The 21,129-nt window shown below is 69.4% G+C and carries 2 protein-coding genes; both read right to left on the bottom strand.

The genetic code is table 11. From position 1 onward, the window contains the following. Nucleotides 1–55: 55 nt before the first annotated feature. A complete protein-coding gene (locus NRF20_RS40885) occupies nt 56–274 on the bottom strand; it encodes a hypothetical protein (RefSeq protein WP_398629458.1) in 219 nt (72 codons plus the stop codon). Nucleotides 275–664: 390 nt separating this feature from the next. After that, nucleotides 665–21,070: a glycosyltransferase gene (locus tag NRF20_RS40880; RefSeq protein WP_413754201.1), complete on the bottom strand. Its 20,406-nt coding sequence runs from the start codon at nt 21,068–21,070 to the stop codon at nt 665–667. Nucleotides 21,071–21,129 lie beyond the last annotated feature (59 nt).

Genomic DNA, 21,129 nt, shown 5'->3' with positions numbered 1-21,129 from the left:
CGTTTGCTGATGAGAGCACTCGATGCCCGCCCGCGCCGGGCGATGTGACGGCATGTCACATCTGCTCGTAACCCTGGTTCTCGTTTTCGGCCGTCAGCCAGTCCATGGCGTCGTGCAAGTGCCTTCCCTGGCGCTGGAACCGCGGGAACTCGCCGCGTATGTGGTTCATCACCCCGAACTCATCACGCAGGTGGCCATTGAGCACCTGGAGCAGGGGGATCGGCCCCGAGGACGCCGGGCCCGACAACTTCATGGCCTCCAGGGTATCGAGCATTTCGATGTTGTCGGTGACCTTCGAGTGGCTCCCCCGCCACGATCCACGCACCGCGGCGCTGTGCGACGGGGTCCGCGAGCAGACCCAGCACACCCCTGACGCCGTCGGAGCCGTTCGACAGTCCGGCGTGGCCGACCTCGGTGTCGGGCGCGTACCAGAGACGTCCGGGTATGGCACGTGCCGCGTCCGTCACCACGCTCCCGCCGTCGCCACTGCGGATCTTCGCTGTCTCGCACGCGACCAGTACGACCGGAGCCGGGGGCTGCGCCGGGTCCCTGAGCGTCTCCATGGAACGCGCGAAGCCGACGACATCGGGCGAGGCATCCCGGGGCGCCCAGTGCTGCGGGGTGTGTGACGCGTAGCCCAGCGTCCGGCCGTCGGTGTCACGCATCACCCGGAGGCCTCCGCAGACCTGGCCGAAGGAGACCTGACGTCCGTCCGTGGAGTTGGGTCGGGGCCCCCGAGCCCGTGGTACATCCGCATGACCTCGGGCGAGAACGGCTTCCCGTACACCAGCCCGGTGAAGACCTCCGCCACGAACTCGCGGGGGTTGCCGGCGGCGTAGGCGCTCACCCCAAGGGCGTGAGCCTGATGGGGTACGGCGTCGCCGTCCTGCCCGCTGCGGCCGGCGAACTGCGTGAAGGCCAGATCGTGGTACTGCGCACGGGCGTTGGCGTAGTGCAGGAAGTGGCCCAGTTCATGCACCATCGTGCCGACGCCGGAGGGGTCGAGCTCGGTCGAGAGGTAGCGGTACCGATTGCCGGCGAGCTTGTTGGTCAACGGATTGCCGACGACATCGGGCGAGGCGATCACCGCGTTGGGTGCGAGGTACTCGGCGCGCTGTAGCCGGCCCCCGCTCCGCTCGACGACATGGTCGTTGTGGACTTCCAGGAACCGGCCGTACTTGGGCAGGTGCAGTTCGACATCGGGAACGTGGAAGCCGGCCTCCTGCACTGTGGTTACGGCCTTGCGGAAGTTGTCGATCCGAGCGTCGCGGAGGCTGTCCGTGGGGTCCCCGTGGACGGTGACCTGCGTGCCGTGGATGTCCTCGACCACAGGCGTCAGGTTCCCGAGGTGGGAGCCGGTGTCGAGTGCCTCGGCCTGGTTGGCCCGGTCGAGATAGGAGTTGAGTTCCGGGTAGAGCGTGGAGCGGGTCAGGTCATTGCGGGCGCTTTCCATCAACTCCCGTACACGATCGGCGGACACACCCGCGTCGACGGTCACCCCACCAGCCGCCGCCTGATCCCGCTTGGCCGCCAACTGCTGGCGCGAGAGCTCATCGGCAGCATCGAGCGCATCGTCCGACAAAGCGCCGTGGTGGGTGCGGTCGCCAGTGAAGATGTTGTGCGTGGTGTTGTTCGCCGGATCGACCCGATCCGGCAACCGTCGGCCCGCGAAGTCGCTCACATCAGGATGGATACGGGCGTACCGGTCGAGAAGTTGTGCCTGGTGCGCCCGCTCGGCGATGCGCTGGTGCAGATCGTCCCGCTCGGACCGGACGTGTGCGGTGAGGCGGTCGACCGCCCCGGTACGGTCGCTGGGGCCGTTCTTGCCTGACTTCCACGCTTCCACGGCATCGAGGATGGCCTCCAACTGACGCTGGTTGGTGTCATGGGCACCAGGCAGCTGCCGGCCGCCGTTCGCCCACTCGTGGACAGCCGTATCGATGCGCCGCAGAGCGTTGGAGCGCCGCGCCCGCGGCAGCGTCGACAGAGCCCGCCAACTGTCGATGATCTCGCTGTCCCCGACCCCGCGGCCATCGGTCGGGAGCGCGCCCGGCGTTGCCGTCGTCGGAGCGTCAGCGGGGGTACCGGGTGAGCGTGACGTGGGCCAGCGGTCAAGGGTCGGGTCGGTGGTGGGGCGGTGGTCGCGCTGGACTGCGGGGTTCTCGCCTGGGGCGGTGAGGGGGTGGTCGTGGAAGACGGTGCTGAGGTCGACGGTGTCCTCGATGGCTGCCAGATAGCGCTCTGGCAGCGGCGCCAGGCGCGCGGTGTCGGCCATCAAGCCATCGGTGTGGACGGCCACGCTGTCCGCGTTCCGGCGGAAGAGAAAGTCCCGGTCCCGGTACTCGTCGGGCAGGCCCAGGTAGTGCAAGACCTCGTGGATCACCACCGGCAGGTACCTGTGGTCCTCGGTGGGCTGCCCGAGGTTCCAGTGCCGCTGGTCGGAGCGGCCAGGGTTGTCGGACCGGCTCACGATCACATGCTCGGGGTGATCGTCGTCATGGACCAGTCGCAGCTCGACATTGAACTGATCACCGGAGCGCGGAAGCGCGTAGCCGACTGCGTTGAAGTGCTCGTCCAGCGCGCCCTGGACGCCTGCCCGAAGGCCGGCCAGATCCTGCTCGGACAAGCCACTGCCGGCCAGGCGGACGGGGAGCGTCACGACATGGTCGCGCACCCATGTGCCGTTGTGGGCCTCGATGCGGGAGACCTCGGCGCGCATCAGGGTCTGCGAGCCGGCCAGCGTGCCGGGAACACTGTGGCGGCTCATGGCGTCGATGGCCGGGTCGAACCTTTCGACATGCAGACGCCCGACATGCCCGTTCGGCACCTCCTTCCGACGCTCCACCCAGGTTGAGGGGTCGGCGGGGAAGGGCACCTGGCGAGCTCGACGACTCAGCACCTGCGCATCTGACGGGCTATCGGGAACATGAAGCGGCGCCATGCTGACCGAAGGTCCTGCCGCCGGCTGCTCGACAACCGGTCCGTCCAGCTGGCGCTCACTTTCCGCAGTGACCCAGTGGATTCCCTGGAAAGCCTCCAGCGCGCGGGGGGAGAACAGCGCTATCGCCTCCTTCCGCTGGAATGTCGGATAGGAGGAACCATCGAACTCAGCAACACCTTCCGCACCCGCCTTCATGGCGAACCGTTGAAGCGGAGGGAACTTTTCGCCACCGGGGATCCGGTCCTCGATCATGGCGGGGCCACTGATCTGCGGTGCCAGGTTCTTGAGCTCCTTGGGGAACTGCGACGTATCCGCGGGGGACACCTCCATGTGCTTCCGCAGGGCGGCGAAGTTCTTGGGAATCGCGTCCAGGAGCGAGGTGATGAACTCCGATCCCGGTGGCGCGACGATGAGGTGGTTGCCGAGGACTCCCGCGTCCCACCGAAGCCGCGCCGCCAGATCCACTTGCTCGTTCCGGTCGGCGGGAGCGTCCACCCCTGCCGTGGCCAGCGCGTCGGCGACGCTGGCCATGTCTCGCACGCGCGGGGCGAGCAGGGGAAGATCCCCCGAACGCATGGTGATCTCTTCCATCGAGGACAGATCCACGGTTCCCGGATGCAGGTCCACGTCGGCGTAGACCCCGCCGATCCGCTCAAGGATCACGTAGCGCGCGATGTCGGAGGCCAGGTTGTAAGCCCCATTCGCCACAGCTGTCTCGTAGACCTCCAGCACTTGCGGCCGGTCCGCAATGCGCAGGGAATCAAGCGAATCCTGGTGGACGGTGACGATCTGCTCAAGACGCGTGCGCACCGGTCCGCTCCACTCGGCGTAGGTCGCGTCGGTCCACAGGTGCTGTTGCCACCTGCCCCCGGCCGATCGTGCCCACGCCTCAAGGTTGTTCAACGCCCCCGCGCTGGGCTCCTCGCCCATCCAGAAGAAGTGAATGTCCTTGGGCACCGGGGTGAGCGTACCGGCGGGCGTTGCGATCTCGGCAACCCGCTCCGCGTAGCGCGATTCGAGCTCACCGCGCAGTACGTGAAGGTTCTGGAGCTCCAATCGGCGCAGCAGGAGCCGGACTCGGGCATCTTGGCCACCCCTCACAGACTCGTCGACGTAGTCCATGAGCGCCTCGCGCCGGTCGGCGTCGAGTTGCGTCCGGTCGTGCGCCAGCAACCGCAGTACGCGTGCGGGCCCGTCGGCCACCGCCCAGATCCGGACCGTACGACGGGCCGCACGAGCCTCCGCGGCGGTCAGCGACTCCACGGGCGTCTCGGGAACCGGGGCGGCGGACTCGCCCTGGCCCCGGGACCGGGGAGCCTGGAGCAGGGAAGTGGCGGTCAGAGTATCCGGATCTCCGCTCCGCAGCCGGGAGATTTCTTCGTTCAATTGGCTGCGCAGCACGTTCCACACCGCCTGAGCACGCTCCAACCCGGAGTCGGCTCCGCTCGACATTCCGCGCAGCGACTGCCATTTGCTGCCGTTCCCGCCTCCTTCGACGTAAACCCGGAGCGGCTTCTCGTCGTGGGTGGCCCGGCGCACCGCTTCGGCGGCGACCGAAGCCGAGAAGTCCTCGATCTTGGTCAGTTGGTCTTCCCGGGGTCGCTTCGAACCCTCCCCGAAGGCGATCTCCGCGGTCGTATGGAAGGACTCCCCCGACGGGGGTGAAGCCGACGGCACCACGTCGCCGCCCTCCGGCGCGCGAGAGGTCGGCCAGCGGTCGGCCTCGTGGGGCGCCGGTGGTGCGGGCTCTGTCTGCTCGGCCTCCGGGCCGCTCTGCGCCAGGTCGTCGGACATCACCTGCTCCGCACTGTTCCGCGGGGCGGAGTTGAGGGTTTCGAAGATCATGTCCGAGAACGTGGTGGTGGGCGGTACCGGTTCCCCCTGCGTGTCGGGGACGAAGGCCGGGCCGGTTTCGAGTGACTCTCCCGCCACGATCCACGCACCGCGGCGCTGTGCGACGGGGTCCGCGAGCAGACCCAGCACACCCCTGACGCCGTCGGAGCCGTTCGACGGTCTGACATGGCCGACCTCGGTGTCGGGCGCGTACCAGAGACGTCCGGGTATGGCACGTGCCGCGTCCGTCGCCACGCTCCCGCCGTCGCCACTGCGGATCTTCGCCGTCTCGCACGCGACCAGTACGACCGGAGCCGGGGGCTGCGCCGGGTCCCTGAGCGTCTCCATGAAACGCGCGAACCGGGCACCGTCGACGACCAGGGGCTTTTCGCCCACCACATGGAGTTCGATGCCGTTCTCGGTGCCGTGCGCGTCGAAGAACAGCGGCCTGACCGGCTCCTTCACATCCCGTGCCGGTGCGTCGGCCTGCCAGGGGACCTCGTTGGCCGGGGAGTCCGTGTCGCTGTCGGTGTCGAGTACGGCACCCCCTTCGTCCGTGGCCCGGTAGTGCGCGAACAGGACCTCATCGGCGCGGTACTTCGTGTAGAAGTCGTTGCGTGGGGCCCAGTCCCGGTCGCTGTGCGAGGCGTATCCGATGACCTCGCCCGTGGCGTCCCGGATCGTGCGAAGGTTCTGGCGTGCCTGCTCGAAGGAGATCTTCCGGCCGTCGTTGCCGACGAGTTCGTCCTTCGGTGTCCCGTTGCCTTGTTCCAGCCGTTGCGGTGCGGGGTCGAGGCCGCTCAGCAGTGTCCCGTTGTTCGGTAGCAGTGCTGTGTCCGAACCGGACCTGCCGCTGCCCCACCGTATTGAGCCCTTGATTGTCCTGACGGTGTCGCCGAGGCGCTTGGCCAGCGTTTTGCGCCGGGCGGGCGCGGACGTGCTCTGGGGGGCTTCCTGGTTCTCGCTCTCGTCGGTCAGCCAGTCCAGACGCGTCCAGTCCGCCCACTCGGCTGCCCGGACACGGAACTCGGCGGGCGGCCCGAACCGGATGTTCGGCGCCTGCGTGGTGTCGAGGGACTTGATGTGCTCGTTGAACTGCCGCAGGAGGAATATCGGACCGGTACTGGCGCCCACGTTCTTCGACTTTATGGCCAGCTCAAGGACACCCCTGGCGTAGGCGTCCTTGTTGTTGATGTCCGGCAGATTGTCCAGAACCTGCTTCATGAAGCGGCTTCGGGGGTGCGTGACGATGAACTGGTTCCCGAAGCGCCCTTCCCGGTAAGCGACTTCGGCGGCCTGGTGGATATGGTCCGCGGTCACGGGTGCGTTCTCTTCGAGTCCGAGCAGTCTCCGTACGCTCATGGGGTCGCGAAGCATGGGACCGAACATCGGCAGGGTGTCGTCGCCCTTGGGCATCGTCACGCCCTCGGGACGCAGCACCACCTCTCCCGGGCCCAGGTCCACATCGAGATACACCCCGCCGTGCTTGTGGAGGAGGGCGTACCTGGCGATGTCGGAGGCCATCGCGAAGCTGTTCTCCTTACGCGCGGCCTGATACAGCTTGGACACCTTGGAGGGCAGCTTCTCCCCGCCGAAGGTCTTGTCCTTTTTGAACAGGTCCTCGACCCGGCCTTGATGAACGGTGCCGGAATCCACCAGGTGCTTGAGGAACTCCTTGTTGTTGCGCTGGCCGCCCTCGTCCGTCCAGATCGTCAGCTTCCACTGTGCTTCTTCTGCCTTGGCCGCCCATGTCCGGAGGTTGGCACGGGCACCGTCCGTCAGTTCGCCACCCAGCCAGACGAAATTCAGTTCCTTGGGGACCAGGGCCGACGGACCGAGACCGGCGCCCACGTAGTGGACCGGACCGGCAGGAGACGCATCGCCGGCCGACGCGGTCGCGGTGCTCCGGGACACAACCGTGTCGGCCGGCTGCTGCGTGATCTCCGAGTCGGCGTTGAGCAGCAGGACAGGACCGTCGGTGTCCTGGTGGGTCTGTCCTTTCTCCCGCGTGAGAAGGGTTTCGAGTTCGGTGGGCTCGCTCGCGGTCACCCACCGGCCCTGGCGTCCGGTCGTCCGGTCCTGGAGAAGGGCCAGCACTCCGGTTGCCCCGCCCGCGGCGGCTCCGGCCGGCGGTCCCACGTGGCCGACCGCGACATCGGGGGCGTACCAACGGCGTCCGGGCACCGCCCGTGCCGCGTCCCGCACGACGCTTCCACCATCCGTGGAGCGGACGCTCGCCGTGTCACAGGCCACGAGCACCACCGGAGCCGGAGGCTGGTCGGGATCCCTCAGGGACTCCATGAAGCGCGCGAACTGCGCACCGTCCACCTCAAGCGGAAGGTCGCCGGCGATGTGGAGCTTGACGCCGTCCTGGGAGCCGTGCGCGTCGAAGAAGACCGGTTCGGGTGTCCGCTGCCCGGCCGGGGTGTTCGTACCGGTGTGCCAGGGAACGGTGCGGGGCGACGCTTCGTCCTCGGCCACGGGGACGAACTTGCCGTCGTCCGTCGTCCGGTAGGCCTTGAAGGACGTCTCGTCGGCGCGGTACTTCGTGTAGAAGTCGTTGCGTGGGGCCCAGTCCCGGTCGCTGTGCGAGGCGTATCCGATGACCTCGCCCGTGGCGTCCCGGATCGTGCGAAGGTTCTGGCGTGCCTGCTCGAAGGAGATCTTCCGGCCGTCGTTGCCGACGAGTTCGTCCTTCGGTGTCCCGTTGCCTTGTTCCAGCCGTTGCGGTGCGGGGTCGAGGCCGCTCAGCAGTGTCCCGTTGTTCGGTAGCAGTGCTGTGTCCGAACCGGACCTGCCGCTGCCCCACCGTATTGAGCCCTTGATTGTCCTGACGGTGTCGCCGAGGCGCTTGGCCAGCGTTTTGCGCCGGGCGGGCGCGGACGTGCTCTGGGGGGCTTCCTGGTTCTCGCTCTCGTCGGTCAGCCAGTCCAGACGCGTCCAGTCCGCCCACTCGGCTGCCCGGACACGGAACTCGGCGGGCGGCCCGAACCGGATGTTCGGCGCCTGCGTGGTGTCGAGGGACTTGATGTGCTCGTTGAACTGCCGCAGGAGGAATATGGGACCGGTACTGGCGCCCACGTTCTTCGACTTTATGGCCAGCTCAAGGACACCCCTGGCGTAGGCGTCCTTGTTGTTGATGTCCGGCAGATTGTCCAGAACCTGCTTCATGAAGCGGCTTCGGGGGTGCGTGACGATGAACTGGTTCCCGAAGCGCCCTTCCCGGTAAGCGACTTCGGCGGCCTGGTGGATATGGTCCGCGGTCACGGGTGCGTTCTCTTCGAGTCCGAGCAGTCTCCGTACGCTCATGGGGTCGCGAAGCATGGGACCGAACATCGGCAGGGTGTCGTCGCCCTTGGGCATCGTCACGCCCTCGGGACGCAGCACCACCTCTCCCGGGCCCAGGTCCACATCGAGATACACCCCGCCGTGCTTGTGGAGGAGGGCGTACCTGGCGATGTCGGAGGCCATCGCGAAGCTGTTCTCCTTACGCGCGGCCTGATACAGCTTGGACACCTTGGAGGGCAGCTTCTCCCCGCCGAAGGTCTTGTCCTTTTTGAACAGGTCCTCGACCCGGCCTTGATGAACGGTGCCGGAATCCACCAGGTGCTTGAGGAACTCCTTGTTGTTGCGCTGGCCGCCCTCGTCCGTCCAGATCGTCAGCTTCCACTGTGCTTCTTCTGCCTTGGCCGCCCATGTCCGGAGGTTGGCACGGGCACCGTCCGTCAGTTCGCCACCCAGCCAGACGAAATTCAGTTCCTTGGGGACCAGGGCCGACGGACCGAGACCGGCGCCCACGTAGTGGACCGGACCGGCAGGAGACGCATCGCCGGCCGACGCGGTCGCGGTGCTCCGGGACACAACCGTGTCGGCCGGCTGCTGCGTGATCTCCGAGTCGGCGTTGAGCAGCAGGTCGTCCGTCGCGAGAGGCACGGCGGGCCGGTACCGGTCGTCCGCCACGTGCAGCACCACGCCCGACCGCGCGTTTCCTCCCGTGTCCGTTCCAGGAGCGGCGAACGTCAGATGGTTCAGGTCCGACTGGACCACGGTGACCGGGACCCCGAGCACACGGGCCGCGAGCAGTGCCGCCAGGTCTCCCGCGGAGTGGTTCCAGCCCGCATCCTTGCGGTCGCCGATCTGCCCGTCGCCGGACCGCAGCAGTGTCGTACGGGCCAGGTCCAGGCGCTGGTCGGGGGTCAGCCGGGCGGCCACGGTATCCGGGAGGCGGCTGCGCGAGGCGGCGTGTTCGGCGGCTTGTGCCTCGCTGAGCACGATTCCCGCGTCGGCCAGTTCCTGTGCGGTGAACCGCTCCTGGGGATCGATCGCGAGGAACTCCGCGAGTTCGTCGCGGTCCGCCATCAGCCGGTCGGCGAGGCGTTGCCTCAAGTGCTCGACATCGGCAGCGGAAAGACTTCTGCCGGACGCGTGGAGCCCCAGCTCGGCGAGGAGCCCCGGATGGGCGCGCTCGACCGCGTCGAGGAGGGACCGGTGGAAGCTCGTACCGATGTCGAGGTGCGCGGGTCCGGTGGAGGGCGGCTCCACGAGGTGGAGGACGCGGCCGTCCGGCGACTTCAGACTGACCGGGCGCCCCTGTGAGTCCTCGCCCTCGGCGGTGTAGGGCTCGGGGGCGGACTTCGCGTCGGCCGGGCGGACGTAGCCCTCGGGTTCGGGCGCGGGGTGCCAGGGGGTGACGACGCGGGGGGCGCCGCCTTCGGCCTGCGGCTCCAGGACTCCTCGGGTGGATACGTCCACCGATTCGAAGTTCGTCTGCACCAGGGCGAGTTCGCGATAGTCGGCCGTCAGCTGTGCGACTGCCCGGTCATACACCGACCGTGCGTTCTTCAGCTCGGCATCGACCGCGTCGAGCCGTCCCTCGGTCTCCGCCCGCTCCGTTGCCTTTCGGGCTCGGGCCTCCTGGAGCTCGGCAGCCCTCAGGGGTGACCGCGCGGCCAGTACGGCCTCCAGCGACGACCGGTAGGCGGCGTCCGCCGTCCGCAGGCGCTGCGCCCAGCCCGCCGCCTTGATCTGTTCCCGGCGTACGGCGTCCGTGTCCGACAGCGGCCCCGCGTTGTCGAGCCAGACCTCCGTACGGGCGAGGACGTCCTCCCGCGTGACGAGGCGCGGCGGTCCGGTGAGGTCGGCGGCCGGGCCCTCGTGGGACACCGTGCTTTCGAGGGACACCGGCCCTTCGAGGGCTTCGGTGAGCGGCGGGTATCCGGGGACGGTGGCCGGAGCCTGTTCGGTGGCCGCGGCGGCGGTCGGCTCGCTCCAGGCGACCGGCGGCGTGCCGGAGGGGCGGGTACCGGTGATCGTGTAGTGGTCGACCGCGTTCCAGGCGGCCTCGGATGCAGCGGCGAGGTGCTGCTCGGCGGTCGCGAGGCCGCGGCGATGGTTGGCCAGGTCCTGCTGGGCTTCGGCGTACCGGGAGCGGGCCGTGGCGAGCCTCTCCCGCACCACGGCCACGTCCGTGCCGGTGGGAGCCGGCGTCTCCAGGAGGCGCCGGAGCTCCGTGTGGAGGGAGGTGACCTCGCTGTCGAGTGCGCGCAGGCGCCGCTCGGCCGTCTCCGCCTTCGTGGCGGCTTTGGTGTACTTCTTGGTCTGCTCCTTGACGGTGTCCGCAGCGGCCTCGACCTCGGGCGGCAGCAGTTTGTGCTCCCGGGCGACGTCGAACGACACCCACATCGTCACCCCGTCCTGCACCATGTGCTCGACGGTGACCGGCGGCCGGGTCCCGGGCCTGAGCAACGACGGGACGACCGGAAGGTCCGCGATGCGGTGCGATGCCTTCGCCGTCTGGAGTACGTGCAGGGGTGCCTGGATGAGCACGGCGCCGCCGGCGAAGGGCTTGAGCGTGGTCAGCGCGGAAGTACGGCGGTCGGCGGCACCGCCCGCCGCGTCGGAGTCCGTCCAGCCCGGCACGGTGGCCGTGGCCTGCACCAGGGGCTGCGTCTGGAAGGCCGGTCCCGCGGTCATCGACGGCATGTGCGATTCGGTGGTGTCACCCGTGTAGGTGTCGTTGTCCATGGTCCGCCGACTGCCGCCGAGTCCCGCGCCCGGGTCCACGGCCAGCAGCCGGGCCCGCGACAGATCGACGTCGGCGGAGATCTTCAGGGTCGCGTCCGTCCCGCCGATCGTCGACGTGGTGTCGTGCAGCGTGACGGTCAGGCTGTCGCGGATCATCTGCGGAAGGTAGGCGCTCAGCACGTCGGTGCTGATGCCCCCCTTGAGGACTTCACCGGCGGCGGTGCCGGGCCGCGTCAGTACCGTCTTCCGTACATAACGGCCCTTGCTGTTCGTGGGCATCTCCGTCGCGGCGTCGGTCGTGGCGCCGCGTCCCTTGACAGCGAGGTCGACGGCGTACGCTGCGGCGTCCCGGAGTGCGGTGATGCCGCCGACGGTGGTGACGACGACACTCTCCGGGCCGGTGGCGAACAGCTTCCTGCCCGCCGCGTTGCGCTCCCGGAGCGCAACAGCCTGCTGCTGATCCGGGGGAAGCAGCATCGGGCGTGCGGCATCCCGGGGTGTGCGGGCCGCCAGCGGTTCGGTCTTCTTCGGTTCGGTCTTCTGCGTTTCCGTCTTCTGCGGTTCGGTCGTCCGGGCTTCGGTTGTCTGCTGTTCGGCCTTGTGCGGCCGGGCGAGGCTCAGCGGCAGCACCACCTCGGTTTCGCCGACGTGATACGTGCGAGGGACCACTGTCCCGTCGGGCAGTTCCAGGGTGAAGGTGACGCTGAACGTCGTCCGACCGGTCACCACCGGTCCCTCGAAGGCCACTTGGGCGCTGACGGCGTCGGTGACCGCGTGTGCCAGGGACGACGAGCGGGTGGACCCGACCCGGTCGTCGAGGGTGAAGCCGCCGCTCCGGAGACCCGGACGGTCCCAGATGGTGGGCACCTCGCCGAGCCGGTAGCCGGCCTCGTACCCGCGCGCCAGCTTCTCCGTTACAGTCTCCGCCGTGGACGTGGGCCGGGTGATCGTGGGCTTCACGTCGTGGCGCAGCGCACCGGGGGTGAATCCGGACCGTTCCAGGGTGACCGTGAGACTGGCGTCCCTGGCCGGCCCGATCTTGTTCCGGGCCAGACGCAGGGAGGTGCCGCCGTTCTCCATGCCCGTCTGGAGAGCGCGGATACCGGACGGCGACAGGGTGGTCATCTGCCGTGCCAGGCCGCCGAGCTGATCGGCCAGCAGGCTCTTGGGCCCGAGCCAGCTCTTGTGCTGCGGCAGGTCTTCCATCAGGGTGCCCATGAACCGGCTGACCGCCTCGGACATGTCGATGCGGCCGACCGTGAGCGTGGCGTGCGCGGCCGCATCGACTGCGGTGAAGAGCTGCTGGGGCGGCAAAGCGGTGAGACCGTCGTCGAAGAGACCGGCCTTCCTCGCCTCGGCGAGCGGCATCCACACGAGCAGGCCGTCGGGGATCTCCACGACCCGGCCCTGGGGCGGCCGTCCGCGCATCAGTTCCATGGGCGCCTGGAGCAGACCGGACGGCTGGGAGCGGGCCGCGAGGTGCCAGGCCACATCGGCGCCGACCAGGACCATCGGTCCGGTGTACTGGACCGTGTGGGCCGGGTTCGCCGAGAAGGTCTCGGCCGAGGTCGCGGTGCTGGTGCGCTGGTACGGCGACGCGGTGAAACCGTAGGTGCCAGAGGTCTGGAACGCGTCGGTGTGCTTGGCCCGGAAGGCCAGCAGGGACGAGATGGCGTGACTGCGGACATGGGCGACCGAGTGTCCCGCCCCGCTGGTGCCCGAGCCGATGTTGGAGAGGGCGAGGTCGCTGGAGTCGACGACGGCGAGCACGCGCGTCCCGCGCACCTGGGGCCAGGCGCTGACCGACGCGGTGATGTCGGTGACGGCCGTCCTCCCGAACAGGTCGCTGACATGCTTGCCCGTCTGCGCCGCGTCGCTGAAGTCCGCCTCGTTGCGACCGGTGGTGAACGCCTCGGCCAGCGCGCCGGAGGCGGGGGTCCCGTCTGTCCCGTAGATCCAGGAGTTGCCGGAGACGGAGGCGAGCAGTTCCTTGAGGTGGTGCACCACGACCTCGGGCGAGGTGACGCTCTGCACGGAGTGCAGGCCGCCGAAAAGGGCGTGGGGCGTCCAGTCATCCGTGGAGACGGGTTTCCCGGAGGAGAGCAGTTCGGCCAGAGCCGGGTCCATCGGCACGGACACGGGGGCCGTAACCGTCTCCGGCCGGTTGAGAGGCAGAGTGGAAGGGACGGACAGCGACGCGGGTACGGCAAGGGTGACGCGGCCGGTGACGGGGGCCGGGGCGGTCTGTCCGTCGCCCTGCCCGGTGGCCAGGACGTCGACGCTCCCGGCGCCCTGCTTCACGAACCACCGGGTGCTGAGCAGCTCGCCGGTCATGGTCCGCGCGATCTGGCGCGGCCGGGTGAAACTGGTGGCTTCGGCGGTGAAGGCCAGGTCGTACGACCACAGGTGCTGCGACCCGGAGCTGGTGATGCCTCCGTCCGGGGTCAGCGTCGGGCCGTACGTCATGCCGTAGGCGGTCTGCCTGCCGTACCGGTAGCCGATGCTCCCGGTGCCGCCGAAGCGCTCGATCCCGGTCAGTCCCACGTCGACGCCGACCGACCAGCCATGGGTACGGGTGGTCGCGCTGTCCGCGCGGCGGGTCGACAGGACGTTGTTCGCCAGACCCAGATCGTGGTGGACACCCACGAACTGACGGTTCGTCGCCTCCGCGCGCACGGTGAGAACGACGTACCGCTTGCTGACGGAGTCGAGCTGCTCCAACTGGATCCGCAGTCCGGTGCTCGTCAGGCGGTCGAGGGAGCCTTCGAGCACCGTACGGGAGAGTGCCTGGCGCAGCAGATGGGTGTTGCGCACCGCGGTGTTGTACTTCCGGTCGCTGCCGCTGTTCCGGTCGCCGTCGACCGCGGTGTCCGGCCGGGGCGGAAGCACCAGGTCGGGGTAGGCGCGGTGCAGCCCGGCCTGGATGCGGTCGACCAGTTCGTCCGTCAGGGAGACCTGGGGCAAAACCGTTTCCGAGTCACGGGTCGCGGCGAGGTCCAGGACCGCGTGCAGGCCGAACGTCGCCGGATTCGACGGCGACAGATACGCGGGGGCGGGGGGCACCTCGGCGTCCGGGACGGGTGCGGTGCCGTCGTCCCAGCCGGCCAGTCTGCGTGCGTCGGCCCGTGGCAACTGCACGGTGGCGGTGAGGAAGGCGCCTTCCTCGTTCGGGCCGTTCCGGTTGGCCTGGGCGGTCCGCTCGGCCGGCTCGGGCGACTCCCATGCGCCGCCCTGCCTGCGCAGCTCGATCCGGAAGCGGACGTCGTAGAGCCCCGAGTGGCCGCGGCTGTTGAGCGTCCGCACGGACTCGGCCGTGTTGCCGCTGTAGCTGCTCTCCGCACGTTGGGTCGTCAGGGCGGCCGATCCCCCGATCTGGAGGCTCAGGGTGCCCGCGGGCTGGAGCAGCGCGAACTGCGGACCGGCGGAGATCCCGACCCCGGCGCCCTGGGTGTTCTTCTTCTCCGTGGTGGCGGTGGAGCGCTGTGCGTCGGCCTTCTTGACCTCGGTCTTGTCGGACGCCTGGAGCAGTGTGGCGTCGACCGGGATCAGCCGGAGCTCGACGGAGCCCAGTGACCGGTTGCCGAGACCGGCGAAGAGCGGGGCGCTGACCACCGTCTCGCCGGAGCTCTGCGCGATCATCGTGCGCAGGCTCTCCTCGCCGAACAGATCGGCCAGTTGGTGGCGGAGGAAGCTGCCGGGGGTCGCCTCGGGAAAGTTCGCGAGCGCCCAGTCCAGCAGCCGGGTCTCCGTGGTGACGCTCAGCGGTGCGAGCAGGTGCGGCCGGGCGCCCGGCGCGAACTCGAAGGCGATGGGCAGCCGGTCCGGGATCGCCGGGTCGGTGACGCTGTCCGGGACCCGCCAGGTGACCCCGTCCTGGATGCGGTAGCGCCGCTGCGCGGCGGTGCCGGGCTGCTGCTGGTCCGGGGACAGCTCACGGCCCTTCTTGTCCCAGACGCGCGAGGACTCGACGACGATGTGCAGGTCGCTCACATGCAGATGACTGCCGTCCTTGCCGACCGCGGTCACACTGCTCTGGGCGCGGCTCTCCTGGGTGTACGTGTAGGAGGCCTCCATACGCCGTGCGCTGAGGGACACCGACCCGAACGCACCGACGGTCCCCGCGGAGGGCCCCAGCGGGACCGCCACCCCGAAGGCGCGGGAGGTGCCGAGGGTCTTGGTCTCCGTCGCACCGGGGCGGGTGCGGAGTTCGGTCTCGATCTTGACGGGGGCGTCGGTGGCCTTGGCCTCGGCGGTCTTCGACGCGTCCTTCTTCGACTCGTCGGCCCCGGACTTGTCCGTCTTGGAAGCGTCCGTCTTGGAGGCGTCCGCCTTCGACTCGTCGGTCTTGGCCCCCTCCGCCTTCGACTCGCCGGTCTTGGACCCTTCAGCCTTCGGCCCTTCCGTCTTCGAGGTGGTCGAACTGCCCTCGTTCCCGTTTCCGTCCTTGTGCAGTACGGACTCGGCCACGTCGTCCACGGCGGCCAACGCCGACGGCTCGGCGTGGCGGCGCCAGTTTCCGTAGCTCTCCATCGAGAGGGAGATCTCCCGGTGGCCGCCGTCCGTGGCCGGCAGGATGAAGGTCCGGGGGCTGAGCAGCGTATGCGGACTCTGGACGAGCACGCGCTTCAACTCGTCGAGCCCGTCGGGGCGCAGACTCCATCGCCTCGCGACGGATTCGGCCAGCACGTCGGCACCTCTGATGGTGATCCGTCCGTGCCCGTGGCCCTTCATCGACTTCGGCAGCATCGCGTTGTCGTCGAACGTGACGAATTCACTGGACTGCTCCTGCGGGAGCGGATCCACGTTGTCGCTCAGCAGCGGAGGGGCGAAGGCCGCCTTCTCCACCTTCACGCCCGGGTTCTCGATCCGGCGGAAGACCTCGTCGCGGCGTGCCTCCTCTGTCGTCAGGTCCGGACGGTCGCGGCGTACCCGGTACATCCGCTGCTCGTACTCGTCCGCCGAGAGCGCGTTCAGGGCCTTGTCGCGGGCCGTGGGCTGCTGCGCGCCCGACGAGCCTGCCGGTGAGGAGCCGTCACCGCCAGGGCCGCCCGGCGGCTCCTCGTTCTCCTTCACGGGGATGTCGGAGTCCTTGGGCGCGGATGCCACGGAGTCGGCGTCGTCGTCGGACTTGAGGTCGGACGCGTCATCGGACTTGAAGTCGGACGCGTCGTCGGACTTGAAGTCGGACGCGTCGTCGGACTTGAAGTCGGACGCGTCATCGGACTTGAAGTCGGACGCGTCGTCGGACTTGAGATCGACGTCGTTGTTCGGTTCGGATTCCGACGTGGTCCGCGTGTCGGTGAGGGACTGCGTGTCGTCCTCGGTCTGTGTACGTACACGACGGGTGTTCGGCGACGGCAGGTCGTCCCGCTCCCGCGAGTGAAGGCTGTCCCCGTCCTTCCCCCCGGACTCCGACGCATCGTCCAGATGCCGCGGAGCCTCCATCAGCTGCTCGCCCGGCTGCACCGGAGCACGCCTGTCCCGTTCGGAGTCGGCCGGCCGCGGGGTCTTCGCCGAGTTGCCGGCACCCTCGTCGACGTTCGTCCGGGAGACCGGATTGCGCACGGTTGCCGACGGTCCGGCATTCGACGGGCCCGACGTGTCCGTCAGATCCGTGTCCTGGACGTCCGTGCGCTTCTCCGACACGGCGTCGTCCACCTTGGGGGTACCGGGCTCATTGCCGGTCGTGACCAGGTTCCGCAGGCGTTCCACCAGCGTGCGGGCGTCGTGGGCAGCCTGTTCGCGTACCTCCTCGGGCAGCTTGTCGAGCGAGCGGTCGATACGGCGGTCGAGGTCCCGCAAGCGGTCCGGAGCACGCAGTTCCTGTTCCAGGCGCTCCTGCCCCTCACGCCTCAGCTCCGCCGTCTCGGCGTCGTAGCTGTCGAGGACCCGGTCGATGGCCTGGGGGTCGCCCGCCGCCTCGTCCAACCTGTTCTGCCATGCGGCGCGGCGTTCGGTGCCGCGCTCCGCCCCCTCGGGGTCGCCGTCCGAGATGGCCTTCAGCCGCCGGTCGCGCTCCAGCTGTGCCATCCGGTCGAGCTGTTCCCGCTCGATGGCCTGCCTCGCCGTGTCGTCCTCGGCGTTCGTGCGCCGGTCTTCCCACTGCTGCCGCTCCTCGCGCGACATCCCAGCGTCATCCGTACCCTCGCGCAGCCGGTCGAGCCGCTCCTCCAGGATCCGGTCATTCTCTGCCCGGGAGTTCTCGGTCCGGTCCCGGCCGGGGGTGCCGTCACCGCCGTCACTGTCCTGCGGCGGGGGCAGCGGCTCCGAGGACTCCTGCTGGTGGCCGCCCTCACGCATGGCGTCCAGCCTCGCCCGGAAGGACGCCAGTTCGGCCTCCCTGCCGAGGGTGACCGTACGACGTTCGTACTGCGCGTCGAGGTCGCTTCCCCGCCCCGGTCCTTCGAACCGGTTCTTCCAGGTGGCCAGCTCCGTCTCGGATGCACCGAGATCCCGCAAGGTCGCGAGCCGTCGCGACGTCTCCAGCTCGGCGTCGTAGTCAGCCTGCACTCTGCGGAGATCCTCGGGGGTCGCCGCCTGCTCCCTGCGGTCCTCCCATTCGAGGAACCGCTCGCGGTCCATGCCCGCTTCATCCGCATCGGCCCGCCGGTTGTCGGCCAACTGCTTCCGGAGCGCCTCGGGGGTGCTGTCGGCGCGGGCGCTCAGCTCGGACCCGAGGGTGCCGAGACGGTTCTCGAAGTCGTCCAGCAACTGGGTCGTCCGACGGGGATCGTTGACGAGAGCCGACTGCTCGATGTCGAGGGCATGGCGCAGCCACTCCGTGCGGCGCATTCCCAGCTGCGCCGCCCGCGCCTCGTATCCGCCGTCCATGTGACGGCGGAACTGCTGGAGGCGTTCACCGAGGCCGTGCACTGCGACGAGGTCGCCGAGTTCCCGCAGGCCGTCGGCGGCGTCGGCGTGCCTGCCCGCCCCGGCGTCGTCCCGGATGCGCTCGCTCAGCCGCTGCCGTGTCTCCCTGTCGACGCCCACCCGCCGGGCATCCGCCAGCAGGGCGTCGGTCTCCCGCTCCACGTCCTTGGTCAGCCTGCGCTGCTCGGTGGGGGTCAGGCCCTCGGGCACGTCGGGCAGCTGCTCCAGCCGGTTCACCGGGTCGTCGGTGAGGCTGCCCAGTTCGTCGAGGCGCGCGATCAGCGCATCGACATCGCCGTCGTTGTGCACGTCGAAGCCGTCGCGGAAGGGCAGTTCGTCCTGCGACTCCGTACGGAGAGGATTCGGCGAGTCCTCAGTAGCCGGTCCCCTCCCGTCGCTCTCGGTCCGCTCCGTATCCGGCCGGCTCCCGGCCGGGGGCTCGGTGCCGGGCGGGGCCTTGGGAACGTCGGGGAACACGAGGTCCGGCTCGTCCCCCCTGAAGGGCTGGGCACCGGGTTCATTCTGCGGGACGTCCGGGAACACCACATCGAGCCCGTCCGGGGACGGACCTGTGGGTGTCTGCTGCCGTGGTCCGCCGGGGGCGGTGCCGGCACCCGGCGCCGTGGGCACGGTCGGTACGGGGCGCGGCGGCGGTGCGATGCCGCCCGCGCCGTTGTACGGGAGGACTCCGTCGCCTTCGATACCCGTCGTTGTGCCGTCGGGCTCCAGCCCGTCGGCGCCCTCCTCCTCCAGGGCCGCGCGGTACTGCTCACGGAGCTCGTCGACCCGTGCGGGGCGGCCGAGGCCGTCGGGGTCGCCCTCCCGCAGCTCTGCCATCCGTGCCGCCAGGTCGGCGTCGGAGTCCGAGTCGTCGGAATTCTGCCGGTCCTTCAGCCGGTCCAGGCGCTCCTGGAGGCGATCGAGGTCGTTCGCGGTCCGGTTTACCGGCCCGGAGTCGTCGGACCGACTGGACGACCCCACGCCCGCGCCGTCGTCGGACGTCTGCGGAAGGTCGTTCCGCGGTACGTCGGGCAGGTCCGCCAGGAGCCGCTCCGCCTCCGGCGACAGCACCGTGCCCAGCGGGGTATCGGGTACGTCCGGGAGGCCGTCCAGAAGCGTGTTCACGTCCGTGAGCTCCTGCGTCACGTTCTCGTGTACCTGGTCCGGGGAGGGCAGCGTCTCGGGTACGTCAGGGAGGCTGTTCAGCAGGAGGTCCAGCTCCGACACCGAGTCCGGCGGGACGGGGGGCTCGGGTGTGAGGGAGTTGGTGGTCGAGTCGCCGGAGTTGTTCGTCGTGTCGCTGTTGTTCGAGTTGTTGGTCTCGTTCGTGCTGTTCGAGTTGTTGGTCTCGTTCGTGTTGTTCGTGAAGTTGCCGTCGTTCGTGAAGTTCGTGTCGCTCGAACTGGTGGCGAAGGAAGGGGCGGACGCCCCGGACACGTCGTACGGTGCGGCGTTCCCGTCGTCGTCGCTCGAGTACAGCGTCCGGCTGTCCGAGAAGTCGTCCACGCCCAGGTAGTACAGGCTGTCGCCGTCCGAGGCGTTGTCGTCGCCGCTCCGCAGCGAGACGTTGTCAAAACCGGAGTCCGAGGCCGAATCCGTGAGCGTGCGATTGTCGGCGTCGTTCCTCGGGTCGGAGCCGTCGCGCACCGTCGTGTTCGACTCCGTGCTCGGCCGCGACGCGCCGGACGGCGGCGTGGGCGAGTCGGACGAGAAGACCGGGGGGCGCGGCGGCGGCGCGGCCGGGGGGCCCGAGACCGCGTGGTGCAGGGCCTGGAAGCCGTGGGCCACTCCCCGGCCCATGACGCCGCCGGCCGCGCCCGCGGCCGCGGTCCAGCCGCTGACCGTGAACTTGTGCTCGGGCCCGAAGATCAGGTTGTACATGCCCTCGGTGACCACGGCGTGGCCCGATTCACCGGCGATCTCGCCGACGAAGTTACCGATCCGGAAGCCGATGTTCCCTTCGATGTTCTTGCTGATGGTCTGTACGAAGGAGCCGGGCAGGTCGTGCGAGAGCGCACGCACTCCGTTCTCCCCCAGGTCCTTCACGTACGGCTTGAGCGCGTCGTCCAGCGAATGGGTCAGACCCTGCCAGTCGGCCTTGCCACCCCAGTTCTTGACCAGCGCCTCGCCGTAGTCGCGGCCCAGATTCCGGGCAGTCTCATTGCCGAGGGAGTCCCCGAGGTTCTTCTCGAAGGCGTTCGCGAAGTCCTTGACGACCTCACGGCCGACCGCTCCGGCGGCCGCCCCCCTCGCACCGTCCGCTCCCACATGATTCAGGGATTCGTTGGTCCGGCCCATGATGTTGCCCAGGCGCTCGCCGAGCTTGCGGGCGGACTCCTCCGAGATCGTCTGACCTGCGGCGCCCGCTCCGGCCCTTCCGCTCGCTCCGGCCGCGCCGTCACCCGCGGCGCCCGCCCCCTTGCCCAGGCCCGCTCCTGCGGCACCCGCGCCCTTGCCCGCACCCGCACCCGCGCTGCCGGCGCCTTTTCCGGCGCCCGCACCCGCAGCACCCGCGCCCTTGCCCGCGGCACCGGCTCCCGCACCACCGGCGCCCTTACCGAGACCACCCGCACCCGCGCCGCCCGCGCCCCTACCGAGACCGCCCGCACCCGCGCCACCGGCACCCTTACCGAGCCCGCCCGCGGCCTTGCCCGCACCGCCTGCGGCACCGCCCGCGCCCTTGCCGCCCCCTGCCAGCCCCTTGCCCAGCACGTTCCCCGCGTCGTTGCCGAGGATCTTGCCGAGGCCCTTGCCGGTGAGATTGCCGAGCAGTTTGCCGAGTCCGCCGCCCAGCAGCGCGAACGGCCCGCCGAGCGCACCGCCGATGGCGGCGAACTTCGCGGCGTCCGCGGTGAAGTTCTTGTTCCACTCCGTACGGTCGCCGCGGCCCATCTGGGTGAGCTGGAGGATGGAGTCGAGCAGCAGGCCGCCGACGAGGCCGGTGATGGTCTGCATGATGATCTGGGCCAGCAGGAACTTGAGGATCAGCACCGCCATGGAACGGAACGCGGCGATCGCGGCGGCCGCCCAGATCTCGGACAGCCCGGCGGTCACCGGCATCAGGGCCTGGGCCAGGGCTATCTGCACGACGAGCAGGGCCAGTTGGCCGAAGATCATCCACTTCGTGTACTCGATGTCGGCGGCAGTCTTGTGGGCATTCTTCGACAGCTTGATGGCGTCCTCGTAGGCCCGTTCGAGGATGCTCTCGTTGCCGTTCGTCCTCTCGACGAACTGCCGGGCGTACGTCACGAACCGCGTCGCGGTCTCGCCCTCGAAGTCCTCGTCGACGCGGCCGACGACCTGCCGCAGAAGCTCCTCCACCTCACGGAACTTCTCGGCCATCTGGCGATACTCGTCACTGACCACCCGCAGGGTGTCCTCGTTCGCCTGCGGGAAGGGCATGCCGGTCAGAGTCTTGAGGAGGGTCGCCCACCCCTCGGAAACCTCAATCGCCATTGTGT

Origin of the sequence: Streptomyces sp. R-74717 (genome assembly GCF_047305335.1) — a bacterium.
Taxonomy (GTDB): Bacteria; Actinomycetota; Actinomycetes; order Streptomycetales; family Streptomycetaceae; genus Streptomyces; species Streptomyces atratus.
The sequence above is the reverse complement of the archived record's forward strand: the minus strand, read 5'-3'. Positions and strand labels throughout refer to the sequence as shown.

What these genes read in the sequence shown, in the direction of transcription:
- NRF20_RS40885 (WP_398629458.1), bottom strand. Translation starts at nt 274, where the DNA reads ATGCTCGATACCCTGGAGGCCATGAAGTTGTCGGGCCCGGCGTCCTCG.
- NRF20_RS40880 (WP_413754201.1), bottom strand. Translation starts at nt 21,070, where the DNA reads ATGCCCTTCCCGCAGGCGAACGAGGACACCCTGCGGGTGGTCAGTGAC.